Source organism: Streptomyces sp. RK62, from assembly GCF_018070255.1.
Lineage (GTDB): Bacteria > Actinomycetota > Actinomycetes > Streptomycetales > Streptomycetaceae > Streptomyces > Streptomyces nigra.
Genome location: NZ_JAGPYD010000018.1, coordinates 94,315 through 114,314, shown reverse-complemented (window position 1 = coordinate 114,314; position 20,000 = coordinate 94,315). Strand labels below are relative to the sequence as shown.

18 protein-coding genes are annotated in these 20,000 nt (G+C 72.6%); 8 read left to right on the top strand and 10 right to left on the bottom strand.

The annotated features are described in order from the left end of the window. Window positions 1–84 precede the first annotated feature (84 nt). Window positions 85–726, bottom strand: coding sequence for a response regulator transcription factor (locus tag KBY32_RS30510; RefSeq protein ID WP_055621324.1), 642 nt, complete (start codon window positions 724–726; stop codon window positions 85–87). Next, window positions 719–1,864: a GAF domain-containing sensor histidine kinase gene (locus KBY32_RS30505; RefSeq protein WP_210982371.1), complete on the bottom strand. Its 1,146-nt coding sequence runs from the start codon at window positions 1,862–1,864 to the stop codon at window positions 719–721. Before KBY32_RS30505 ends, KBY32_RS30510 begins: the two co-directional genes overlap by 8 nt. A gap of 215 nt (window positions 1,865–2,079) precedes the next feature. On the opposite strand from KBY32_RS30505, the gene KBY32_RS30500 reads away from it, so the two are divergent. From KBY32_RS30500 to KBY32_RS30490, 3 genes are all read left to right on the top strand, one after another. Continuing rightward, window positions 2,080–2,778: an SDR family oxidoreductase gene (locus KBY32_RS30500; RefSeq protein ID WP_210982370.1), complete on the top strand. Its 699-nt coding sequence runs from the start codon at window positions 2,080–2,082 to the stop codon at window positions 2,776–2,778. Beyond that, window positions 2,775–3,896, top strand: a complete 1,122-nt coding sequence (locus tag KBY32_RS30495; protein WP_210982369.1) for an S-adenosylmethionine:tRNA ribosyltransferase-isomerase — start codon at window positions 2,775–2,777, stop codon at window positions 3,894–3,896. The genes KBY32_RS30500 and KBY32_RS30495 overlap by 4 nt, the downstream gene beginning before the upstream one ends. Window positions 3,897–4,193: 297 nt before the next feature. After that, window positions 4,194–4,955 carry a transglycosylase SLT domain-containing protein gene (locus KBY32_RS30490; protein WP_055621328.1) on the top strand — a complete coding sequence of 254 codons (762 nt, stop codon included), beginning with the start codon at window positions 4,194–4,196 and terminating at the stop codon, window positions 4,953–4,955. A gap of 102 nt (window positions 4,956–5,057) precedes the next feature. Here the strand turns inward: KBY32_RS30490 and KBY32_RS30485 are convergent, their stop codons facing one another. Next, on the bottom strand, window positions 5,058–7,592 hold the full coding sequence (locus tag KBY32_RS30485; RefSeq protein WP_210982368.1) for an FHA domain-containing protein: 2,535 nt from the start codon (window positions 7,590–7,592) through the stop codon (window positions 5,058–5,060). Window positions 7,593–7,831: 239 nt separating this feature from the next. On the opposite strand from KBY32_RS30485, the gene KBY32_RS30480 reads away from it, so the two are divergent. Then, window positions 7,832–9,868, top strand: a complete 2,037-nt coding sequence (locus KBY32_RS30480) for a streptophobe family protein (protein ID WP_210982367.1) — start codon at window positions 7,832–7,834, stop codon at window positions 9,866–9,868. Window positions 9,869–10,348: 480 nt separating this feature from the next. Continuing rightward, on the top strand, window positions 10,349–11,557 hold the full coding sequence (gene serB / locus KBY32_RS30475; RefSeq protein WP_055621331.1) for a phosphoserine phosphatase SerB: 1,209 nt from the start codon (window positions 10,349–10,351) through the stop codon (window positions 11,555–11,557). A gap of 72 nt (window positions 11,558–11,629) precedes the next feature. On the opposite strand, the gene KBY32_RS30470 is transcribed toward serB, so the two are convergent. From KBY32_RS30470 to KBY32_RS30460, 4 genes are all read right to left on the bottom strand, one after another. Then, entirely contained in the window at window positions 11,630–12,148 is a 519-nt protein-coding gene (locus KBY32_RS30470) for a histidine phosphatase family protein (protein ID WP_055621332.1), read from the bottom strand. 65 nt (window positions 12,149–12,213) lie between these two features. Continuing rightward, window positions 12,214–12,420, bottom strand: coding sequence for a hypothetical protein (locus KBY32_RS30465; protein WP_115506207.1), 207 nt, complete (start codon window positions 12,418–12,420; stop codon window positions 12,214–12,216). A gap of 194 nt (window positions 12,421–12,614) precedes the next feature. Further along, a complete protein-coding gene (locus KBY32_RS35745) occupies window positions 12,615–12,731 on the bottom strand; it encodes an SGM_5486 family transporter-associated protein (RefSeq protein ID WP_107096728.1) in 117 nt (38 codons plus the stop codon). A gap of 48 nt (window positions 12,732–12,779) precedes the next feature. Next, complete coding sequence (locus KBY32_RS30460) at window positions 12,780–14,108, bottom strand: CynX/NimT family MFS transporter (RefSeq protein ID WP_210982366.1); 1,329 nt, start codon at window positions 14,106–14,108, stop codon at window positions 12,780–12,782. 70 nt (window positions 14,109–14,178) lie between these two features. Here KBY32_RS30460 and KBY32_RS30455 point away from each other — a divergent pair, with 70 nt between their 5' ends. Continuing rightward, on the top strand, window positions 14,179–14,871 hold the full coding sequence (locus KBY32_RS30455) for a FadR/GntR family transcriptional regulator (RefSeq protein ID WP_210982365.1): 693 nt from the start codon (window positions 14,179–14,181) through the stop codon (window positions 14,869–14,871). Here KBY32_RS30455 and KBY32_RS30450 read toward each other — a convergent pair. The 3 genes from KBY32_RS30450 to fabG form a co-directional block, all read right to left on the bottom strand. After that, the gene (locus KBY32_RS30450; protein WP_210982364.1) at window positions 14,849–15,193 is read right to left on the bottom strand and encodes a hypothetical protein; all 345 of its coding nucleotides are present in this window, start codon (window positions 15,191–15,193) and stop codon (window positions 14,849–14,851) included. The two genes, KBY32_RS30455 and KBY32_RS30450, sit on opposite strands and share 23 nt — an antisense overlap. Window positions 15,194–15,353: 160 nt before the next feature. Continuing rightward, window positions 15,354–16,121, bottom strand: a complete 768-nt coding sequence (gene fabI / locus KBY32_RS30445) for an enoyl-ACP reductase FabI (protein ID WP_055621337.1) — start codon at window positions 16,119–16,121, stop codon at window positions 15,354–15,356. A 5-nt stretch (window positions 16,122–16,126) separates the two neighbouring features. Further along, the gene (gene fabG, locus KBY32_RS30440; protein ID WP_055621338.1) at window positions 16,127–16,846 is read right to left on the bottom strand and encodes a 3-oxoacyl-[acyl-carrier-protein] reductase; all 720 of its coding nucleotides are present in this window, start codon (window positions 16,844–16,846) and stop codon (window positions 16,127–16,129) included. A gap of 239 nt (window positions 16,847–17,085) precedes the next feature. Between fabG and KBY32_RS30435 the strand changes: the two genes are divergently transcribed. Next, on the top strand, window positions 17,086–18,609 hold the full coding sequence (locus KBY32_RS30435; protein ID WP_115506203.1) for a TldD/PmbA family protein: 1,524 nt from the start codon (window positions 17,086–17,088) through the stop codon (window positions 18,607–18,609). Beyond that, the gene (locus KBY32_RS30430) at window positions 18,606–20,000 is read left to right on the top strand and encodes a metallopeptidase TldD-related protein (RefSeq protein ID WP_115506202.1); all 1,395 of its coding nucleotides are present in this window, start codon (window positions 18,606–18,608) and stop codon (window positions 19,998–20,000) included. Before KBY32_RS30435 ends, KBY32_RS30430 begins: the two co-directional genes overlap by 4 nt.

The following is a 20,000-nucleotide window of genomic DNA, read 5'->3' as shown; positions in this document are numbered from 1 at the left end:
GGGGGACATTCCCACGACGGTATGAATCTCAGTCCGGAGGGGAACCTTCCGGATCGCCCTGCGTGACCCCCTGCGCAGAGCGTTTCAGCCGGTCACGCCATGGCGTACGGCCCACAGGGCGGCCTGGGTGCGGTCGGCGAGGTCGAGCTTCATGAGGATGTTGGACACGTGCGTCTTGACGGTCTTCTCCGACAGGACCAGTGCTCGTGCTATCTCGCGGTTCGACCGGCCGTCCGCGATCAGGCCGAGCACCTCGCGCTCCCGTTCGGTCAGCGAGCCCGCTCTGCCCTGTCCCCCGCCGGTCTCCTCCTGGGAGAGCAGGGCGTTGGCGACCTCCGGCTGGAGCAGGACGTGCCCGGCGTGCACCGATCGGATGGCCCCGGCGAGCGCGTCCGGGTCGACGTCCTTGTAGACGTATCCGGCGGCGCCCGCGCGCAGGGCCGGGATCACCGTGCGCTGCTCGGTGAAGCTGGTCACGATGAGCACGCGCGCGGGGTTGTCGAGCTCCCGGAGCCGGCGCAGCGCGTCGACGCCGTCCATGCCCGGCATCTTGACGTCCATGAGGACGACGTCCGGCCTCAGCTCCTCGGCGCGGTCCACGCCCTCGGCGCCGTCGGCGGCCTCCCCGACCACCTCGATGTCGTCCTGGATCTCCAGGAAGGTGCGCAGGCCCCGGCGGACCACCTGGTGGTCGTCGACGAGCAGCACCCTGATTGCGTCAGCCACCGGGGACCTCCATCTCGATCGTGGTGCCCTTGTCGGGCTCCGACTCCACGGTCAGCGTGCCGCCGACCCCGCTCGCCCGGTCCCGCATGGAGACCAGGCCCAGATGGCGCCCGGCGCGCCGCACCGTCCTCGGGTCGAAGCCGCGGCCGTCGTCGGTGACGCGCAGCACGGCTCCGGCGCCGCGCCGGTCGAGCGTCACGTCGACGTGCTCGGCGCCGGAGTGCCGCAGCGCGTTGTGCAGGGCCTCCTGGGCGACGCGCAGCAGGGCCTCCTCCTGGGCGGCGGGCAGGGCCTTCACCCGGCGGCCGGCGAAGGTCACGCGCGCGCTGTGGGCGCGGTCGAGGACCTGGATCTGGGTGCGCAGGGTGGCGACGAGGCCGTCCTCGTCGAGAGCCGCGGGGCGCAGCTCGACGACGGCGGCGCGCAGCTCGTCGGCGGCCTCTGCGGCGAGGGCGGCGACCTGGTGGAGTTCGCCCTTGGCGCGGGCCGGGTCGCGGTCGACGAGGGCGGTGGCGGCCTGGGCGGTCAGGCGCAGGGAGAACAGCTTCTGGCTGACGGCGTCGTGCAGTTCGTGGGCGAGCCGGGAGCGCTCCTCGGCGATGGTCAGCTCGCGGCTGCGCTCGTAGAGGCGGGCGTTGGTGAGGGCGATCGCCGCGTGCTGGGCGAGGATGGCGAGCAGTTCCTCGTCGTCGGCGGTGAAGCCGCAGCCGCCGTACTCCTTCGGGCAGTTCTTGTTGGCGAGGAAGAGCGCGCCGATGACCTCGTCGCCGTCGCGGATCGGCAGGCCGAGGAAGTCGGACATGTCGGGGTGGGCGGAGGGCCAGCCCTCGAAGCGGGGGTCCTTGCGGACGTCCGCGAGGCGCTCGACCTTGGCGTCCTTGAGCATGGCGGCGAGGATGCCGTGCTGGCGGGGCAGGGGGCCGATGGCCTTCCACTGCTCGTCGCTGACGCCGTCCACGACGAACTGGGCGAAGCCGCCGTGGTCGTCCGGGACGCCGAGGGCGGCGTACTGCGCGTCGAGCAGCTCGCGGGCGGAGGCGACGATCGTCTTGAGGACGTCCCGCACTTCCAGATGCCTGCTCATGGCCAGCAGCGCGGAGCTGACCGCGGCGAGGCCGGACCGGGGGCCTTGACTCATGTCCTCACGGTACCGGCGGGGTGTGACAGGGGGATCGGACCCCGTGACGGCCCTTCGTAGGGCGGCGGACCTAGGTCTTCGGTCCCCCGTGCGCGGGGCGTAGGGCGAACGGCCCCGGCGGTTGCGGCTCGCGGCCGAGGCGGCCGGGGCGGCCCCGTTCCTAGCGTGTGGGCACCGCCGGATCCGCGGCGGACGGGGACGAGGGGACGGTTGTCATGCCGGTTGCGATCATCACGGGGACCTCGAAGGGGCTGGGACGGGCGCTGGCCGAGGGGCTGGCCGGACGGGGATGGGATCTGGTCCTGGACGCGCGGACGGCCGGGGCGCTGGAGCCGGCGGCCGAGGCGCTGCGGCGGTACGGCACGCGCGTGACGGCCGTGCCGGGGGATGTGACGCGGGACGGGCACCGGGCCGCGCTGGCGGAGGCCGCCTGGCGGCTGGGCGGTGTCGATCTGCTGGTGAGCAACGCCAGCGCGCTGGGCGCGGAGCCCCTCGTACGGCTGGACGCGCTGCCGGTGGAGGGGCTGCGGCGGGCGCTGGAGGTGAACGTGGTCGCCGCGCTGGGCCTGGTCCAGGAGGCGCTGCCGCTGTTGCGGGCGTCGGAGGCGGGCGCGGTGATCACGGTGAGCTCGGACGCGGCGGTCGAGGCGTACGGGACGTGGGGCGGGTACGGGGCGTCGAAGGCCGCGCTGGACCAGCTGGCGGCGGTGCTCGCGGCGGAGGAGCCGGGGCTGCGGGTGTGGGCGGTGGACCCCGGGGACATGGCCACGGACCTGTACGCGGCGGCCGTACCGGACGACGACGGGCCACGGCCCGATCCGGCGGCGGTGGTGCCGGCGTTCCTGCGGCTGCTGGACGAGCGTCCGGCCTCGGGGCGGTACGCGGCCTCCGGCCTGCTGGAGGGACGGCGATGAGGGTCGCGGTGCGGGTGCCGCCGGAGCTGTCGGCGCGGGTGCCGGCCGAGCAGCGGGGGCCAGGGCTGGAGCGGGACGCCGTACGTCTGCTGGTGTCGCGGGGGACGGAGGTGACGCATCACGGGTTCCGTGAGCTGCCGGGGCTGCTGCGGGCCGGGGACGTGCTGGTCGTCAACACGTCGGAGACGCTGCCCGCCGCGGTGGACGGGGCGATCGGGCACGCGCGTGTGGTGGTGCACTTCTCCACCCGCGGGGACGACGGGCGCTGGGCGGTGGAGCTGCGGGATCCCGACGGGCGGGGGACCACGCGCGCGCGTGCGGGCGGGCCCGCGGGGACGGAGGTGAGTCTGCCCGGAGGCCTGCGGCTGCTGCTGGTGGAGCCGCAGGACCGGGCGGGCGGGCGCCTGTGGTGGGCCCGGCCGCTCGTGGACGACGGGGGCTCGGGGCCGGCGCCCGCCGGGCCGGGGCGGGTGCTGGGGGTGATGCGGGCCCACGGGCGGCCCATCCGGTACTCCTACACGGCGCGCGATCAGCCGCTCTCCGTGTATCAGACCGTGTTCGCGCTGCCGTCGGCCGATGGGGCGGGCAGTGCGGAGATGCCGAGTGCGGCGCGTCCCTTCACGGTGCGGATGGTGACGGAGCTGGTGAGCCGGGGGATGCAGTTCGCGCCGATCGAGCTGCATACGGGGGTGGCGTCGGCGGAGGCGCACGAGCCGCCGTATCCGGAGCGGTTCCGGGTGCCGGAGGTGTCGGCGCGGCTGATCCGGGCTGCGCGTGCGGCGGGCGGGCGGGTCGTCGCGGTGGGGACGACGGCCGTGCGGGCCGTGGAGTCGGCGGTGGACGCCGACGGTGCCGTCCGCGCGCGGGAGGGGTGGACGGATCTCGTCATCACCCCGGAGCGGGGGGTGCGGGTGGTGGACGGGCTGCTGACCGGGCTGCACGAGCCGGAGGCGTCGCATCTGCTGATGCTGGAGGCCGTCGCGGGGCGGGCGGCGGTGGAGCGGGGTTACGCCCAGGCGCTGCACGGGCGGTACCTGTGGCACGAGTTCGGGGACGTCCATCTCGTGCTGCCCCCGGAAGGGCCTCACGCAGAGCGTTGCGTCAGCAACTGCGCGTAAGACGGGAGCCGTCGCGGTGTGAGCCCGCGCATAGGGTCCACGTCACGTACGAAAGTCCGTAGTAGGTGGCTGTGTCCCTTTTGAGCGGCCCATACAGTCCTGTCTGTCCTATTTTGCCCTTCCTGGGTCTCCTATCGGGGATCGTAGGTCACACCTTTGCCACGGCATTTTGCGGCCGCTAAGAATTGCTCTCGTCGCTCAGCGCCGTGGGTCAGCCCGCGGCGTTTGTGCAGGAAGCACCCGTGTCCCCGCCGGACAGCGAGCGACCTCCCGCAACTCAGAGAGGTCCCCACTGCCATGCTCAAGAACACCAAGAACCGCATCCTCAGTCGCCCGATCACCAAGCGCCACAAGATCGCCATGGCCGGAGTCACCACGCTCGGTGCCGCCGCCATCGCCGTCTCCGCCGCCGTCCCCGGCAACGCCGGCTCGAACACGGCCGAAGCCCCCACGGGCAAGGTCGCGTACAGCAACGAGCAGATCAAGGACGTCAAGGGCCAGGTCACCGACCAGCTCGCCGCGAAGTCGGTGAAGGCGCAGGAGATCGCCGCGAAGAAGGCCGCGGCGGACGCGGCAGCGAAGAAGAAGGCCGCCGCCGACAGCGCGGCCAAGAAGAAGGCCGACGCCGCCAAGAAGGCCGCCGCCGCGAAGAAGGCGGAGGCCGACCGCAAGGCGAAGGAGGCCGCGAGCCGGTCCGCCCAGCGGGTCGAGGTCAAGCAGGTCGCCGCCAAGACCTACCCGAACAACCTCGACGGCTGGATCCGTGAGGCCCTGGACATCATGAAGAAGCACAACATCCCGGGCACCTACCACGGCCTGCACAAGAACATCATGCGCGAGTCCTCGGGCAACCCGAACGCCATCAACGACTGGGACATCAACGCCATCAACGGCGTCCCGTCGATCGGTCTGCTCCAGGTCATCAAGCCGACGTTCGACGCCTACCACGTCCCCGGCACCGCGTGGAGCCAGTACGACCCGGTCGCGAACCTGACCGCCGCCGCCAACTACGCGGCCGACCGCTACGGTTCGATCGACAACGTCAACAGCGCGTACTGAGGCACTCGGCGGACCTCTCCGTCTCAGCGACACGCGGAAGCGCGGCACCCCGGCGGGGGTGCCGCGCTTCGCCTCGCGGAGGCCGGTCCCGTCGTACGCGGACTACTTCCGCATGACCTCCGGCTCGTGGCGCCGCAGGAAGCGGGCCACGAAGATGCCGCAGACCACGCCGAGGGCGATCAGGGCCAGCATGTCCATGGTCCAGGCGCCGACGGTGTGCTCCCAGAGCGGATCGCCGCTCTCACCCTTGTCGGGCGGGCTGATCTTGTTGAAGTCCAGCGTGGCGCCGGCCGCGCCCACCGCCCACCTCGACGGCATCAGATACGAGATCTGGTTGGCGCCGATCGAGCCGTTCAGGGCGAAGAGACAGCCCGTGAACACCACCTGGATGATCGCGAACATGACCAGCAGCGGCATGGTCTTCTCGGCGGTCTTCACCAGGGCCGAGATGATCAGGCCGAACATCATCGACGTGAAGCCCAGCGCCATGATCGGCACTGAGAGCTCGAGCATCGTCAGGTTCCCCAGGACCAGGCCCTCCTCGGGGATCTCCCGGCTGGAGAAGCCGATGACGCCGACCATCAGGCCCTGGAGCACGGTGATGACACCGAGCACGAACACCTTGGACATCAGATACGCGGAGCGCGACAGGCCGGTGGCGCGCTCCCGCTCGTAGATGACCCGCTCCTTGATCAGCTCTCGCACCGAGTTCGCGGCGCCGGCGAAGCAGGCGCCCACGGCGAGGATCAGCAGGACGGTGGTGGCCGTGCCGTTCGGGATGATCCGGCCGGTCTGCGGGTTCGCCGGGTTCGGCAGCAGGCCCTTGCCGGAGTCGATCAGCAGGCTCACCGCGCCGAGCACGCCCGGCAGGATCACCATCAGCGCGAGGAAGCCCTTGTCGGACACGATGACCGACACATAGCGCCGCACCAGCGTGACGAACTGGGACATCCAGCCCTGCGGCTTCGGCGGGCGCATCGCCTGCATCGGCGGCACCTGTACGGACTGCGGGGCTATCGCGTCGATGTCCGCTGCGTACATCTGGTAGTGCTGCGAGCCCTTCCAGCGGCCCGCCCAGTCGTAGTCGCGGTAGTTCTCGAAGGCGGAGAAGACGTCGGCCCAGGTGTCGTAGCCGAAGAAGTTCAGCGCCTCCTCGGGCGGGCCGAAGTAGGCCACCGCGCCGCCCGGCGCCATCACCAGCAGCTTGTCGCACAGCGCCAGCTCGGCCACGGAGTGGGTGACCACGAGGACCGTACGGCCGTCGTCGGCGAGGCCGCGCAGCAGCTGCATCACATCGCGGTCCATGCCCGGGTCGAGGCCCGAGGTGGGCTCGTCCAGGAAGATCAGCGACGGCTTGGTCAGCAGCTCCAGGGCCACCGAGACGCGCTTGCGCTGGCCGCCGGAGAGGGAGGTGACCTTCTTCTCCTTGTGGATGTCCAGCTTCAGTTCGCGCAGCACCTCGTCGATGCGGTTCTCGCGCTCCTGCGCCGTGGTGTCGGCGGGGAAGCGCAGCTTGGCCGCGTACTTGAGGGCCTTCTTGACGGTCAGTTCCTTGTGCAGGATGTCGTCCTGCGGGACCAGGCCGATGCGCTGGCGCAGCTCGGCGAACTGCTTGTAGAGGTTGCGGTTGTCGTAGAGGACGTCGCCCTGGTTGGCGGGCCGGTAGCCGGTGAGCGCCTTGAGCAGCGTCGACTTGCCGGAGCCGGACGGGCCGATGACCGCGACGAGGGACTTCTCGGGGACGCCGAAGGAGACGTCCTTGAGGATCTGCTTGCCGCCGTCGACCGTGACGGTCAGATGGCGGGCCGAGAACGAGACCTCACCGGTGTCGACGAACTCCTCGAGGCGGTCGCCGACGATACGGAACGTGGAGTGGCCGACGCCGACGATGTCGGTGGGGCCGAGCAGCTGCGAGCCGCCCTTGGCGATCGGCTGACCGTTGACGTAGGTGCCGTTGTGGGAGCCGAGGTCACGGATCTCCATCCGGCCGTCGGGCGTCGAGTGGAACTCGGCGTGGTGCCGGGAGACCTGGAGGTCGGAGACGACCAGGTCGTTCTCCAGGGCACGGCCGATGCGCATCACACGGCCGACGGAGAACTGGTGGAACGTGGTCGGGCTGCGATCGCCGTAGACCGGCGGCGCCCCCGCGCCACCACCGGCACCCTGCTGCTGCGGGATGTGCGCGTCCCGCTGCTGGGGCTGCTGCCACCCGGCCTGTCCGGCCTGCCCTCCCTGCTGCTGCGGCACCGGCTGGGCGGGCGCCGCCTGGGCCCAACCGCCCTGCGCTCCCTGCGCGGCGTACGGCTGCTGCTGCGGCTGTGCCTGCTGCGGGGCGGCGGAGGCCGCGGCGCCGGAGACGTTCAGACGCGGTCCGTCGGTCGCGTTGCCCAGATGGACGGCCGAACCGGGGCCGATCTCCAGGTGGTGGATGCGATGGCCCTGCACGAACGTGCCGTTGGTGCTGCCGTGGTCCTCGATGACCCAACTGCGGCCGCTCCAGCTGATCGTGGCATGACGCCAGGAGACCCTGGCGTCGTCGAGCACGATGTCGCCCTGGGGATCGCGTCCCAGGGTGTAGGGCCTGGACGCGTCGAGCGTCCAGGTCCGTCCATTCAATTCCAGTACGAGTTCCGGCACTCCATGCCCCACTGAGTAGTCCCCCGAGTTACCCCCATCACAGGGAGTCTAGGGATGTCGAACATCGTCGGGAACTATTTCAGGCTCCGCCCCCTGACCGAAAGTCGGACCTTGTGAGGAGCACGCGTATGCGGTTCCGCCGGTTCCGTTGACGGGGTGGAAATCAGTCCGGAGAGTGGTAATCCACGCGAGGGGGACATGCGCGGCGAACGACCGCGCAGCGGATCGGGGGGTCTGCCATGGGCGCGTCCAAGAACGCCGGGGACTCGGGGCGGGGCACCGGGCCGCCGTGGGTCGACGTCCTGCTGTCCGCGGTCGTCGCCGTGAGCTGGGCGCTGATCGGGATGGCGGGTACGGCCGCCCTGGGGCTGCATCTGCTGGGCGCGGACGAGACGGCCGCGCTGGGGCCGATGTCCGCGGCGGTGGTGGCGCTCGGCGTGGGCGGTTCGGTCACGCCGTCCGGGGACGTTTCCGCGTTCGGCCTGACCGGCGCGGAGGCGGCCACGGCCGTCGACGTCACGCCCCTGGGGGTGGGGCTGGTCGGCGCGCTGCTGCTGGCGTGGCTGTTCCTGCGGTCGCTGCGGGCGGCGGGGGATGTGATCGCGCCGTCCGAACTCCTCGCGCGCGCGGGCACGGTGGTCGCCCTGTTCGTGGCGATGCTGGGCGGGCTGGCCTGGGCGGGGCACGACGTCGTCACGATCGACGGCGGTGCGCTGGGCCTCGACGACGTGCCGGGCGCCGGCGGCGGCGTCGAGGTGCCGGGGCTCGGGGACATCGGGGGGCTGCTGCCCGACCGGATCGGCGACCTGGTCGGCGCGGAGGCCGCCGTCGGCTTCACGGTGGACACGGCTCCGACCCTGCTCGGCGGACTGGCCTGGTGCGTCGGGGTCCTCCTGATCGCCCTGCTGGCCTCACGCCGGACACCGCTGCCGCGCGGCTGGGACGCCGTGCACCGGGTCGTACGGCCCGCGGTGTCCGCCCTGGTCACGGTCCTGCTGGTCGCGGTCGCCGCCGGGTTCGCCGCGGCGGCCTGGGCGGCGGTCGGCGACGACCACCCGAAACGGATCGCGGGGGCCGCGCTGCTCGGCGCCCCGAACGGGGTGTGGCTCGGCGTGCCGATCGGCCTGTTCGTCCCGTTCGACGGCCGCGCGACGGGCCCCCTGACCCGCCTGCTCCCCGACCCCCTGGACGACCTCCTGACCGACGCCACCGACCGCTCCGTGACGCTGCCCCGACTCGCGGAACTGGACGGCCGAGTGTGGCTCCTGGGGGTGGCGGCGGCCTTGATGATGCTGCTCGCGGGCGTGCTCACGGCGGCGCGGACGCCGGTGGCGGGACGCGGGGGCGGATGGGAGCGGGGGGCTGGGCGGTTCGCCGGGCGGCAGCCGGTGGCGGGTGCGGAGGGCGCACGGGATCCGAGGGCTCTGGGGTTCGCCGGGCACCCGGGGGCGGGTGCCGGGGGCGCACCGGAGCCGGGGGCTTCTCGGTCCGCCGGGCGGCCCGTGGCGGGTGCCGGGGGCGTACAGGATCCGAGGGCTCTGGGGTTCGCCGGGCCCTCGGTGGCGGGGCCCGGAGGCGTATGGGATCCGGGGGCTTTGCGGTTCGCCGGTCGCTGTGCGCTGCGGCTGGGGACCGTGACGGCGCTGGCGCTGGCCCTGCTGGTGCGGCTCACCGCGGTGTCCGCGGACGCCTCCCTGTCGGTCCTGGGCTTCGACGCGTTCGGCGCGAGCGTGGAGCTGCGGGGCAGCCTGGCCATGGCCCTGCTGCTGGGGGCCGCGTGGGGCGCCGGGGCGGGTGCGGTGGGAGCGCTGGCGGCGCGGCTGTCGGGGGCGGCGGGGGTGCGGGCGGCGCGGCTGGCCCTGGCGGGCACGGACGCCGAGGCTCACGCGGGGGCCGGGGCGGGGGCCGCGTACGAGAGCGGGCCGTACCGCCCCGGCACCCCGTACCGGCCACCCAACCCGGCGACGAACCCGTACCTGCGGGTGCCGGAGGAGCTGCGCGAGCCCGAGGACGCGCGTCCGCCGGGCGCCGGGCGGTCCGGACAGCCCGGGTCCTCCGGACGCACGGAAGCGCAGGGGGGCGCGGGGGCGTCCGGCAGGGCGCGGAATCCCGAGGGCGCCGCGCCCCCGGAGCCCCCGCCTCCCCGGGACGGGGACGTGTACGGCGCCCCCACGGTCGTACGCCCCATCGAGCCACCACGCCGCCGCTCCCCCGGCACGGAGGACGGACCTCCGCCTCCTCCGCCACCGCCGGGGACGCCTGGAGGCAGGCGGTAGGGGCGGCACGCCGCTGCTGGTCCGAGGAGGTTCGGCGGGTGGCGGCTGGCGTGTAGCGCCCCGGCGGCTGCGGTCCCCAGCGCGGACAACGGGCTCCTGCCCCCGGGGACGCCTGAGGCAGGCGGTAGCGGGCGGCACGCTCAGCCGGCCCGGGGACGGGAAAGGGCGGCGCCGTCAGCGAGGCGCGGGGGCCGGGGGGACATGCGGCCCTCCGGTGAGGGCGCTCACCCGGCACGCACAAGAGCCCGGCCCAGGGGCGGGCCGAAGGCGGTGGGACGGGGCGGGGCCTTCGGCGGGGCGCGGGGGCCGGGACGTGCGGCCTTCGGGCCGGGTGATTTCTGGCGCGGCTGCGGGGGTGCCTGGAGGCAGGCGGAAGCAGGGCGCGAGGGCCGCGCCGGCCGGGCCGGGGCCGGGGTTTGGTGTCCGGGTGGCGGACCTCGGGGGCGGGAGGCACGGAGTGCCGGATACGGTGGAGGGACCATGAGCGCTTCGCAGACCTCAGACCTCCCCACCCTTCTCGTCAAGATCTTCGGGAAGGACAGGCCGGGCATCACGGCCGGACTCTTCGACACGCTGGCCGCCTACGCGGTCGACGTGGTCGACATCGAGCAGGTCGTCACCCGTGGCCGGATCACCCTGTGCGCGCTCGTGACCGAGCCGCCGGCCGGACTCGAGGGGGATCTGCGGGCGACCGTCCACAGCTGGGCGGAGTCGATGAAGATGCAGGCGGAGATCATCTCCGGCCTGGGCGACAACCGTCCGCGAGGCGTCGGTCGCTCCCTGGTGACCGTGCTCGGGCACCCGCTCACCGCGGAGGCGACGGCCGCGATCGCCTCCCGGATCACCGGCTCCGGCGCCAACATCGACCGTATCTTCCGGCTCGCCAAGTACCCCGTGACGGCCGTGGAGTTCGCGGTGTCCGGTGCCGAGACCGAGCCGCTGCGCACCGCGCTGGCGCCGGACGCGGCGGCCCTCGGTGTCGACATCGCCGTCGTCGCGGCGGGCCTGCACCGCCGGGCCCAGCGCCTGGTCGTCATGGACGTCGACTCGACGCTGATCCAGGACGAGGTCATCGAGCTGTTCGCGGCGCACGCCGGCTGTGAGGACAAGGTCGCCGAGGTCACGGCGGCCGCGATGCGCGGGGAGCTGGACTTCGAGCAGTCGCTGCACGCGCGCGTGGCGCTGCTGGAGGGGCTGGACGCCTCGGTGGTCGACAAGGTGCGCAGCGAGGTACGGCTGACGCCGGGCGCCCGCACGCTGATCCGGACCCTGAAGCGGCTCGGTTACCAAGTGGGCGTGGTGTCGGGCGGGTTCACCCAGGTCACCGATGATCTGAAGGAGCGCCTGGGGCTCGACTTCGCCCAGGCGAACACGCTGGAGATCGTCGACGGCCGGCTCACGGGCCGGGTCACGGGCGAGATCGTGGACCGCGCGGGCAAGGCGCGGCTGCTGCGCCGGTTCGCGGCGGAGGCGGGCGTCCCGCTGGCGCAGACGGTGGCGATCGGTGACGGCGCCAACGACCTGGACATGCTGAACGCGGCCGGCCTCGGGGTCGCCTTCAACGCCAAGCCGGTGGTCCGCGAGGCGGCGCACACGGCGGTGAACGTGCCGTTCCTGGACACGGTCCTGTATCTGCTGGGCGTCACCCGCGAGGAGGTCGAGGCGGCGGACATGGTCGACGGGGAGTGACGCCCCACGGAGGCGGAAACGCATGAGGGCCCGGCGCCGCCACGGCGCCGGGCCCTTGCATGTGCGCGTCGGTCACTCGGAGGGCGCCCAGTAGTCGACCAGCGTGGCCACCCCGGGCTCCAGGGTCTTCCAGGTGCCGCTGAACGTGAGGACCGCGAAGGCGGCGGCGGGAAACCCCCGGCGGTTCATCCGGTCACGGGCGTCGCCCTCGGCGGAGCCCGCGAGGACCTCGGCGAGACCCTGGGCGCCGGGGTTGTGGCCGATCAGCAGGAGGTTCTGCACGTCGTCGGGGGTCTCGTTGAGCACGGCGATCAGCTCACCGGGCGAGGCCTCGTAGATCCGCTCCTCATAGACCGTTTTCGGCCGGTGCTGGAACTCATGGACGGCGAGCTTCCAGGTCTCGCGGGTGCGGACCGCGGTGGAGCACAGGGCCAGGTCGAACGGGATGGCGGTGTCCGCCAGCCTGCGCCCGGCCTCGGCCGCGTCCATGCGGCCCCGCTCGGCGAGGGGACGCTCGTGGTCCGTCACCTGGGGCCAGTCGGCTTTCGCATGCCGGAAGATGACAATCCTGCGGGGTTCTGCGACGCTCATGAGATCCAGCTTCGCATGAAACAGGCCATGGGGCGCAGGGAGTTGACCGGCCCCTTTGGGTGTGCTCAGCGGGTGACCAGCTGCTGTACGCGCTCCAGGAGCAGGCTGATCCCGGGCTCGGTGGGGGCGGCCTGTGCCTCGGACGGGTTCAGGATGAGCAGCAGGAGCGTCACGAAGGCGAGCGTCGGCAGGGCGAGGGCCCACCACGGCAGCCGGGTGTCGGCACGGCCCGTGGACGCCGGCCGGTGCGGGGTGTGCGTGCGGGCCGACATGCTGCCTCCGTGGGTCCTCGAGCCTCCGTGGCCGCCTGGAAGCGGGCACATCTCGAAGGTACGGAGCGCGGGGCCGTCAACCCATCCGGTGATCCACCCAGTTGACCCTGACACTCACCCCCTAGGGGATGCGGGGGCTAGCCCCACCCCCGGGGCTGCCGAGGGGGCGGACGGTGCCCGGCGGGGCGGCCGGGTCAGGGCGCGGCGATCGTCGCGATGATTCCGATGATCACGAAAATGGCGAGGAACGTGCCGAAGACGAGCAGCAGCTTCTTCTGGCCGTTCTGGGGGTTCGGGTCGAGCACGGGCATACGCTCAGTGTCCCACCCCCGGCCGCACGGGCCCCGGCGGGGGTGCGCTCAGCGCGTCGCCTCGTCCTCCACCGTACGGTCGCGTCCTGCCAGGACGCCCACGGCCATCTGCGGGATCATGAGACCGGCCATCAGGGCGATGGGCAGGCCCCAGCCGCCGCTGTGCTGGTAGAGGACGCCCACCAGGAGCGGCCCGGGGATGGAGATCAGATAGCCGGTGCTCTGGGCGAAGCCGGACAGCTGGGCCACGCCCGCGCTGCTCCTGGCCCGCATGCCGACCATGGTCAGGGCCAGCGGGAACGAGCAGTTCGAGACGCCGAGCAGCAGGGCCCAGAGCCAGGAGCCGCCCGCGGGCGCGAGGTAGAGCCCGGCGTAGCCGGCGAGGCCGCAGACGCCGAGCGCGAGCACGATGGGGCCCTGGTGGGGCAGCCGGGTGGCGAGGCGCGGGATGACGAAGGCCAGGGGCACGCCCATGACCATGGTGACGGCGAGCAGCAGCCCGGCCGTGCCGGCGTGCACGCCGGAGTCCCGGAAGATCTGCGCCATCCAGCCCATGGTGATGTAGGCGCCGGTGGCCTGGAGGCCGAAGTAGACCGCGAGGGCCCAGGCGGTGCGGCTGCGGGTGACGCGCAGCCGGGGGGCGTCCACGCGCGCGTGCGCGTCCCGGGCGGGTGCCGCACCCCGGTCGTCCACCCGCGCGTGCGCGTCCTGGGCGGGCGTCGTGCCCCGGTCCCGTACGAAGGGCAGCCAGGGCAGGACGGCGGCCGCGCCGAGGCCGCCCCAGACGGCGAGTCCGGTCTGCCAACTGCCGCCCAGCGCCTCGGTCATGGGCACCGTGACGGCGGCGGCGGAGGCGGTGCCGAGGGCGAGGGCCATGGAGTACAGGCCGGTCATGGAGCCGACCCGGTCGGGGAACCAGCGCTTGACGATGACGGGCATCAGGACGTTGCTGACGGCGATGCCCATGAGGGTGAGGGCGCTGGCGGCCAGGAATCCGGCGGTGCCGCCGGTGAAGGGCCGTATCAGCAGGCCGGCGGCGATGGCGACCATGCCCGCGCAGACCACGGCGGCGGGCCCGAAGCGGCGGGCCAGCCGGGGCGCGGTGACGCCGAAGACGGCGAAGCAGAGCGGGGGCACGGAGGTCAGCAGTCCGGCGACGCTGCCGCTCATGCCGAGCGCGTCGCGGACCTCTTCGAGGAGGGCGCCGAGGCTGGTGATGGCGGGGCGCAGGTTCAGCGCGGTGAGGACGATGCCGGCGATGAGCAGCCGGGTCGTCCACGCGCGCGGGGCGGGCCGCACCGGGGTGGGGGTCTCGGCGGTGCGTATCCGTGTGGACGTCGTCGCCCGGTTCTCCTCGCGTGCCATGGGAGCCATCATAGAATCATGGGATGATTGGTTGTCCACCCTGGGGCTGCCCCGTTCCGCCCCCGTCGTGCGAAGGTGTGTCATGCCCCTGAGCCACCCCCGCCGCTCGGCCCTGTCCGAGCAGGTCATCGCGGCCCTGCGCAACCAGATCACGTCGGGCGAATGGCCGGTCGGCTCCCGTATCCCGACCGAGCCGGAGCTCGTCGAGCAGCTCGGGGTCGCCCGCAACACCGTCCGTGAGGCCGTCCGGGCGCTCGCGCACAACGGCCTGCTGGACATCCGCCAGGGCTCCGGCACCTATGTGGCCGCCACCAGCGAGCTGGCCGGTGTGATGCACCGCCGCTTCGCCGACGCCGACCCGCGTCACATCGCGGAGCTGCGCGCCACGCTGGAGTCGGCCGCCGCGAAGCTGGCCGCCGAGCGGCGCACCGAGAAGGACCTCAAGCAGCTGGACACCCTGCTGGTGCGGCGTGAGGAGGCGTGGGAGTCGGGTGACGCGGAGGCGTTCGTGACGGCCGACGCCACCTTCCATCTGGCGGTCGTGGCGGCCTCGCACAACGACGTGATGAGCGCGATGTACGCCGACCTCGGCGAGGTGCTGCGGGACTGGCTGCGCGACGACGTGGGCCCGCGGCTGACGCCGGAGACGCACATGGACCACTCCCGCCTCCTGGACGCGATCCGCGCGGGCGACGCCGAGGCGGCCGCCGCGGAGGCGGCGAGCTATCCGTTCCTGTGCCGTGCGGAGCGGCTCAGCGGTCCGGACGGTGACTGATCCAGGCCGACTCGACCTCCTTCCAGCAGCGGCCGGTCAGCCGGACGGTCTGCGCGGGCGCGGCCCGGACTGCGGAGCCGTCGGTGTCGAGGTCCCACCAACGGGCGCACTCGACGTGCAGACGCACGCGGTCGGTCCTCGGATAGGGGTTGTGGCAGAACGCCGTCACCTCGGAACCGGTGACCCGTATCCGGCACTCGGCGCCGAAGGGCTCCTCGGCGGCCGGCACCTGTGCGGGGGCGTGGGCCGCCGCCTCGTACGACAGGGGAAGCACGAGAGCGACGGCGACGGTCGTTGAGGCCAAGCGGCGGGAGAAGCGCACAAGGGGACCTCCTCGGCCGTTGCTGGTGAGGGGCTCGCGTGGTGAACGCTTACTCCAGGGTGCCTGGTCGAGGGCCCTGGCCGCCCGGCCGGGTGGGCCGAACGGGTGACGCCCCGCCCCCCGCGCGCGGCGGGGAACGGGGCGTCGTGAAGTGCCGTGATCAGGCGCCGATGGCGTGCAGACCGCCGTCGACGTGGATGATCTCGCCGGTCGTCTTCGGGAACCAGTCGCTCAGCAGGGCGACGATGCCCTTGCCGGCCGGCTCCGGGTCCTTCAGGTCCCACTCCAGCGGGGAGCGGGTGTCCCACACCGCGGCGAGGTCGCTGAAGCCCGGGATGGACTTGGCGGCCATGGAGCCGAGCGGACCCGCCGAGATCAGGTTGCAGCGGATGTTCTGCTTGCCCAGGTCACGCGCGATGTAGCGGCTGGTGGCCTCCAGGGCGGCCTTGGCCGGGCCCATCCAGTCGTACTGCGGCCACGCGTACTGCGCGTCGAAGGTGAGGCCGACGACGGAGCCGCCGTTCTGCATCAGCGGCAGGCAGGCCATGGTCAGCGACTTCAGGGAGTACGCCGAGACGTGCATGGCGGTGGCGACCGACTCGAACGGCGTGTTCAGGAAGTTGCCGCCGAGCGCGTCCTGCGGCGCGAAGCCGATGGAGTGCACGACGCCGTCGAGGCCACCGAGCTCCTCGCCGACGATGTCCGCGAGGCGGCCGAGGTGCTCGTCGTTGGTGACGTCGAGCTCGATGACCTTGGTGGGCTTGGGGAGCTTCCGGGCGATGCGCTCGGTCAGCGTGGGCCGCGGGAACGCGGTGAGGATGATCTCGGCGCCCTGCTCCTGGGCCAGCTTTGCCGCGTGGAAGGCGATGGAGGACTCCATCAGCACACCGGAGATCAGGACGCGCTTGCCCTCGAGAATTCCGCTCATGGTGATCAGTGACCCATTCCCAGTCCGCCGTCAACGGGGATGACGGCTCCAGTGATGTACGAGGCGTCGTCCGAGGCGAGGAACCGCACCGCCGCGGCGATCTCCTCCGGCTGCGCGTAACGGCCGAGCGGGACCTGCGACACGATGTTCGCGCGCTGCTCGTCGGTGAGCACCTTGGTCATGTCGGTGTCGACGAAGCCGGGCGCGACGACGTTGAAGGTGATGTTGCGCGAGCCCAGCTCACGGGCGAGGGAACGCGCGAAGCCGACCAGGCCGGCCTTGGAGGCGGCGTAGTTGGCCTGGCCGGGACCGCCGAGGAGGCCGACCACCGAGGAGATCAGCACGACGCGGCCCTTCTTGGCGCGCAGCATGCCGCGGTTGGCGCGCTTGACGACGCGGAAGGTGCCGGTGAGGTTGGTGTCGAGGACCGAGGTGAAGTCCTCCTCGGACATCCGCATCAGGAGCTGGTCCTTGGTGATGCCGGCGTTGGCCACGAGCACCTCGACGGGCCCGTGCGCGTCCTCGATCTCCTTGTAGGCCTGCTCCACCTGCTCGGTGTCGGTGATGTCGCACCTGACCGCGAGGACGCCGAGGTCCGTCAGGGCGGCCGGCGGCTCACCGGAGCGGTACGTGATGGCGACCTTGTCGCCGGCTTCGGCGAACGTGCGGGCGATGGCGAGGCCGATGCCCCGGTTGCCTCCGGTGACGAGAACCGAGCGGCTCAACGGATCACCCTTTCGATAGGGGTCTGACACTCCGCCCGGACAGCTGGATGACAGGCGGCTTCTCCGAAAACCTATCGGTCGTGCCTGGGCGGCGGACATTCGGGCACCGACAGTGGCGCGGGGAAGTCACTGTCGGGTCCCTACAGAAACTCCGCGGTTCCCGCCGGAAACGTGTGGTCCCCGGCGCCGCCCGCGCGACATGATCGGTGCCGACAGGCCACGACAGCAGGGAGACCCCCGTGCCCCATACCATCGACGAAGCCTTCACAGCGCTTCCGCTGCGCGCATTGGCCGACGCGGCCCTGGCACGCGCGCGTGCGCTGGGCGCCGAGCACGCGGACTTCCGGTTCGAGCGGGTGCGCAGCGCCTCCTGGCGGCTGCGGGACGCCCGGCTCGCCGGGTCGTCGGACACCACCGACCTCGGCTACGCGGTACGGGTCGTGCACGGCGGGACCTGGGGCTTCGCCTCCGGTGTCGACCTCACGATGGACGCCGCCGCCAAGGTCGCCTCGCAGGCGGTGGCGATGGCGAAGCTGTCCGCGCAGGTGATCAAGGCGGCCGGGTCCGAGGAGCGCGTCGAGCTCGCGGACGAGCCGGTGCACAGCGACAGGACGTGGATCTCGTCGTACGAGATCGACCCGTTCACGGTGCCCGACGAGGAGAAGTCCGGGCTGCTCGCCGACTGGAGCGCGCGGCTGCTCGCGGCGGACGGCGTCAACCACGTGGACGCCTCGCTGCTCACCGTCCACGAGAACAAGTTCTACGCCGACACCGCCGGCACCGTCACCACCCAGCAGCGCGTCCGGCTGCACCCGCAGCTGACGGCCGTCGCGGTGGACGAGTCCAGCGGCGAGTTCGACTCCATGCGCACGATCGCGCCGCCGGTCGGACGCGGCTGGGAGTACCTGACCGGCACCGGCTGGGACTGGGAGTCCGAGCTGGCGCAGATCCCCGAGCTGCTCGCCGAGAAGATGCGGGCGCCGAGCGTGGAGGCCGGCTCGTACGACCTCGTCGTCGACCCGTCGAACCTGTGGCTGACCATCCACGAGTCCATCGGGCACGCCACCGAGCTGGACCGCGCCCTCGGCTACGAGGCCGCCTACGCCGGCACCTCCTTCGCCACCTTCGACCAGCTGGGCAAGCTCCGCTACGGCTCCGACCTGATGAACGTCACCGGTGACCGCACCGCCGAGCACGGCCTCGCGACCATCGGGTACGACGACGAGGGCGTCGCCGGCCAGTCCTGGGACCTGGTGAAGAACGGCACCCTGGTCGGCTACCAGCTGGACCGGCGCATCGCGAGGCTCACCGGGTTCGAGCGGTCCAACGGGTGCGCGTTCGCCGACTCCCCCGGGCATGTGCCGGTGCAGCGCATGGCCAACGTGTCGCTCCAGCCCGATCCGGCGGGGATGTCCACGGAGGACCTGATCGGCAGCGTGGACCGGGGGATCTACGTGGTCGGCGACCGGTCCTGGTCGATCGACATGCAGCGCTACAACTTCCAGTTCACCGGGCAGCGCTTCTTCCGGATCGAGAACGGCCGGATCACCGGCCAGCTGCGGGACGTCGCCTACCAGGCGACCACCACGGACTTCTGGGGCTCCATGGCGGCCGTCGGCGGCCCCCAGACCTATGTGCTCGGCGGCGCCTTCAACTGCGGCAAGGCCCAGCCCGGGCAGGTCGCGGCGGTGTCGCACGGCTGCCCGTCGGCCCTCTTCAAGGGCGTCAACATTCTGAACACCACCCAGGAGGCCGGCCGATGAGCGCCCCGACCAACAAGCCGCACGAGATCGTCGAGCGCGCCCTGGAGCTGTCCCGGGCGGACGGCTGTGTCGTGATCGCCGACGAGCAGTCGACCGCGAACCTGCGGTGGGCCGGCAACGCCCTCACCACGAACGGCGTCACGCGCGGGCGCACGCTCACCGTCGTCGCGACCGTCGACGGCCAGGAGGGCACCGCCTCCGGTGTCGTCTCGCGGGCCGCGGTGACCGCGGACGAGCTGGAGCCGCTGGTACGGGCCGCGGAGGCAGCCGCGCGGGCGGCGGGGCCCGCCGAGGACGCGCAGCCGCTGGTGCGGGACGTACCGGCGTCGCCCGACTTCACCGACGCGCCGGCCGAGACGTCGTCCACGGTGTTCGCCGACTTCGCCCCGGCGCTCGGCGAGGCGTTCGCACGCGCGCGTGCGGGCGGCCGGGAGCTGTACGGCTTCGCCAACCACGAGCTCGTCTCGACGTACCTGGGCACCTCCACGGGGCTGCGGCTGCGGCACGACCAGCCGAACGGCACGCTGGAGGTCAACGCCAAGTCGCCGGACCGCACCCGTTCCGCCTGGGCGGGCCGCTCCACCCGTGACTTCAAGGACGTCGACCCCACCGCCATGGACGCCGAGCTCGCGGTGCGCCTGGGCTGGGCCGAGCGGCGCCTGGAGCTGCCGGCGGGCCGTTACGAGACGCTGCTGCCGCCGACGGCCGTGGCCGACCTGCTGATCTACCAGCTGTGGTCGGCGTCGGGGCGGGACGCGGTGGAGGGCCGTACGGTCTTCTCCCAGCCCGGCGGCCGTACGCGCGTGGGCGAGCGGCTGACCGAGCTTCCGCTGAGCCTGCGCAGCGACCCGAACGAGCCGGGCCTGGAGTCCGCGCCCTTCGTGATCGCGCACTCCTCGGGCGGCGACCAGTCCGTGTTCGACAACGGACTGCCGCTGACCGCCACCGACTGGATGCACCGGGGCGAGCTGCGGCACCTCACGACCAGCCGGCACAGCGCCGCGCTGACCGGTCTGCCGGTCGCGCCGGGCATCGACAACCTGATCCTGGACGGCGGCGAGGACCGCTCGCTGGAGGAGATGGTGGCGAACACCGAACGCGGGCTGCTGCTGACCTGCCTGTGGTACATCCGCGAGGTGGACCCGGCGACTCTGCTGCTGACCGGCCTCACCCGGGACGGTGTGTATCTGGTCGAGAACGGCGAGGTGGCGGGCGAGGTCAACAACTTCCGGTTCAACGAGTCGCCGGTGGACCTGCTGGGCCGGGCCACCGAGGCGGGCCGGACGGAGAAGACGCTGCCGCGGGAGTGGAGCGACTGGTTCACCAGGGCGGCCATGCCGGCGCTGCGCGTCCCCGATTTCAACATGAGCTCTGTCAGTCAGGGCGTATAA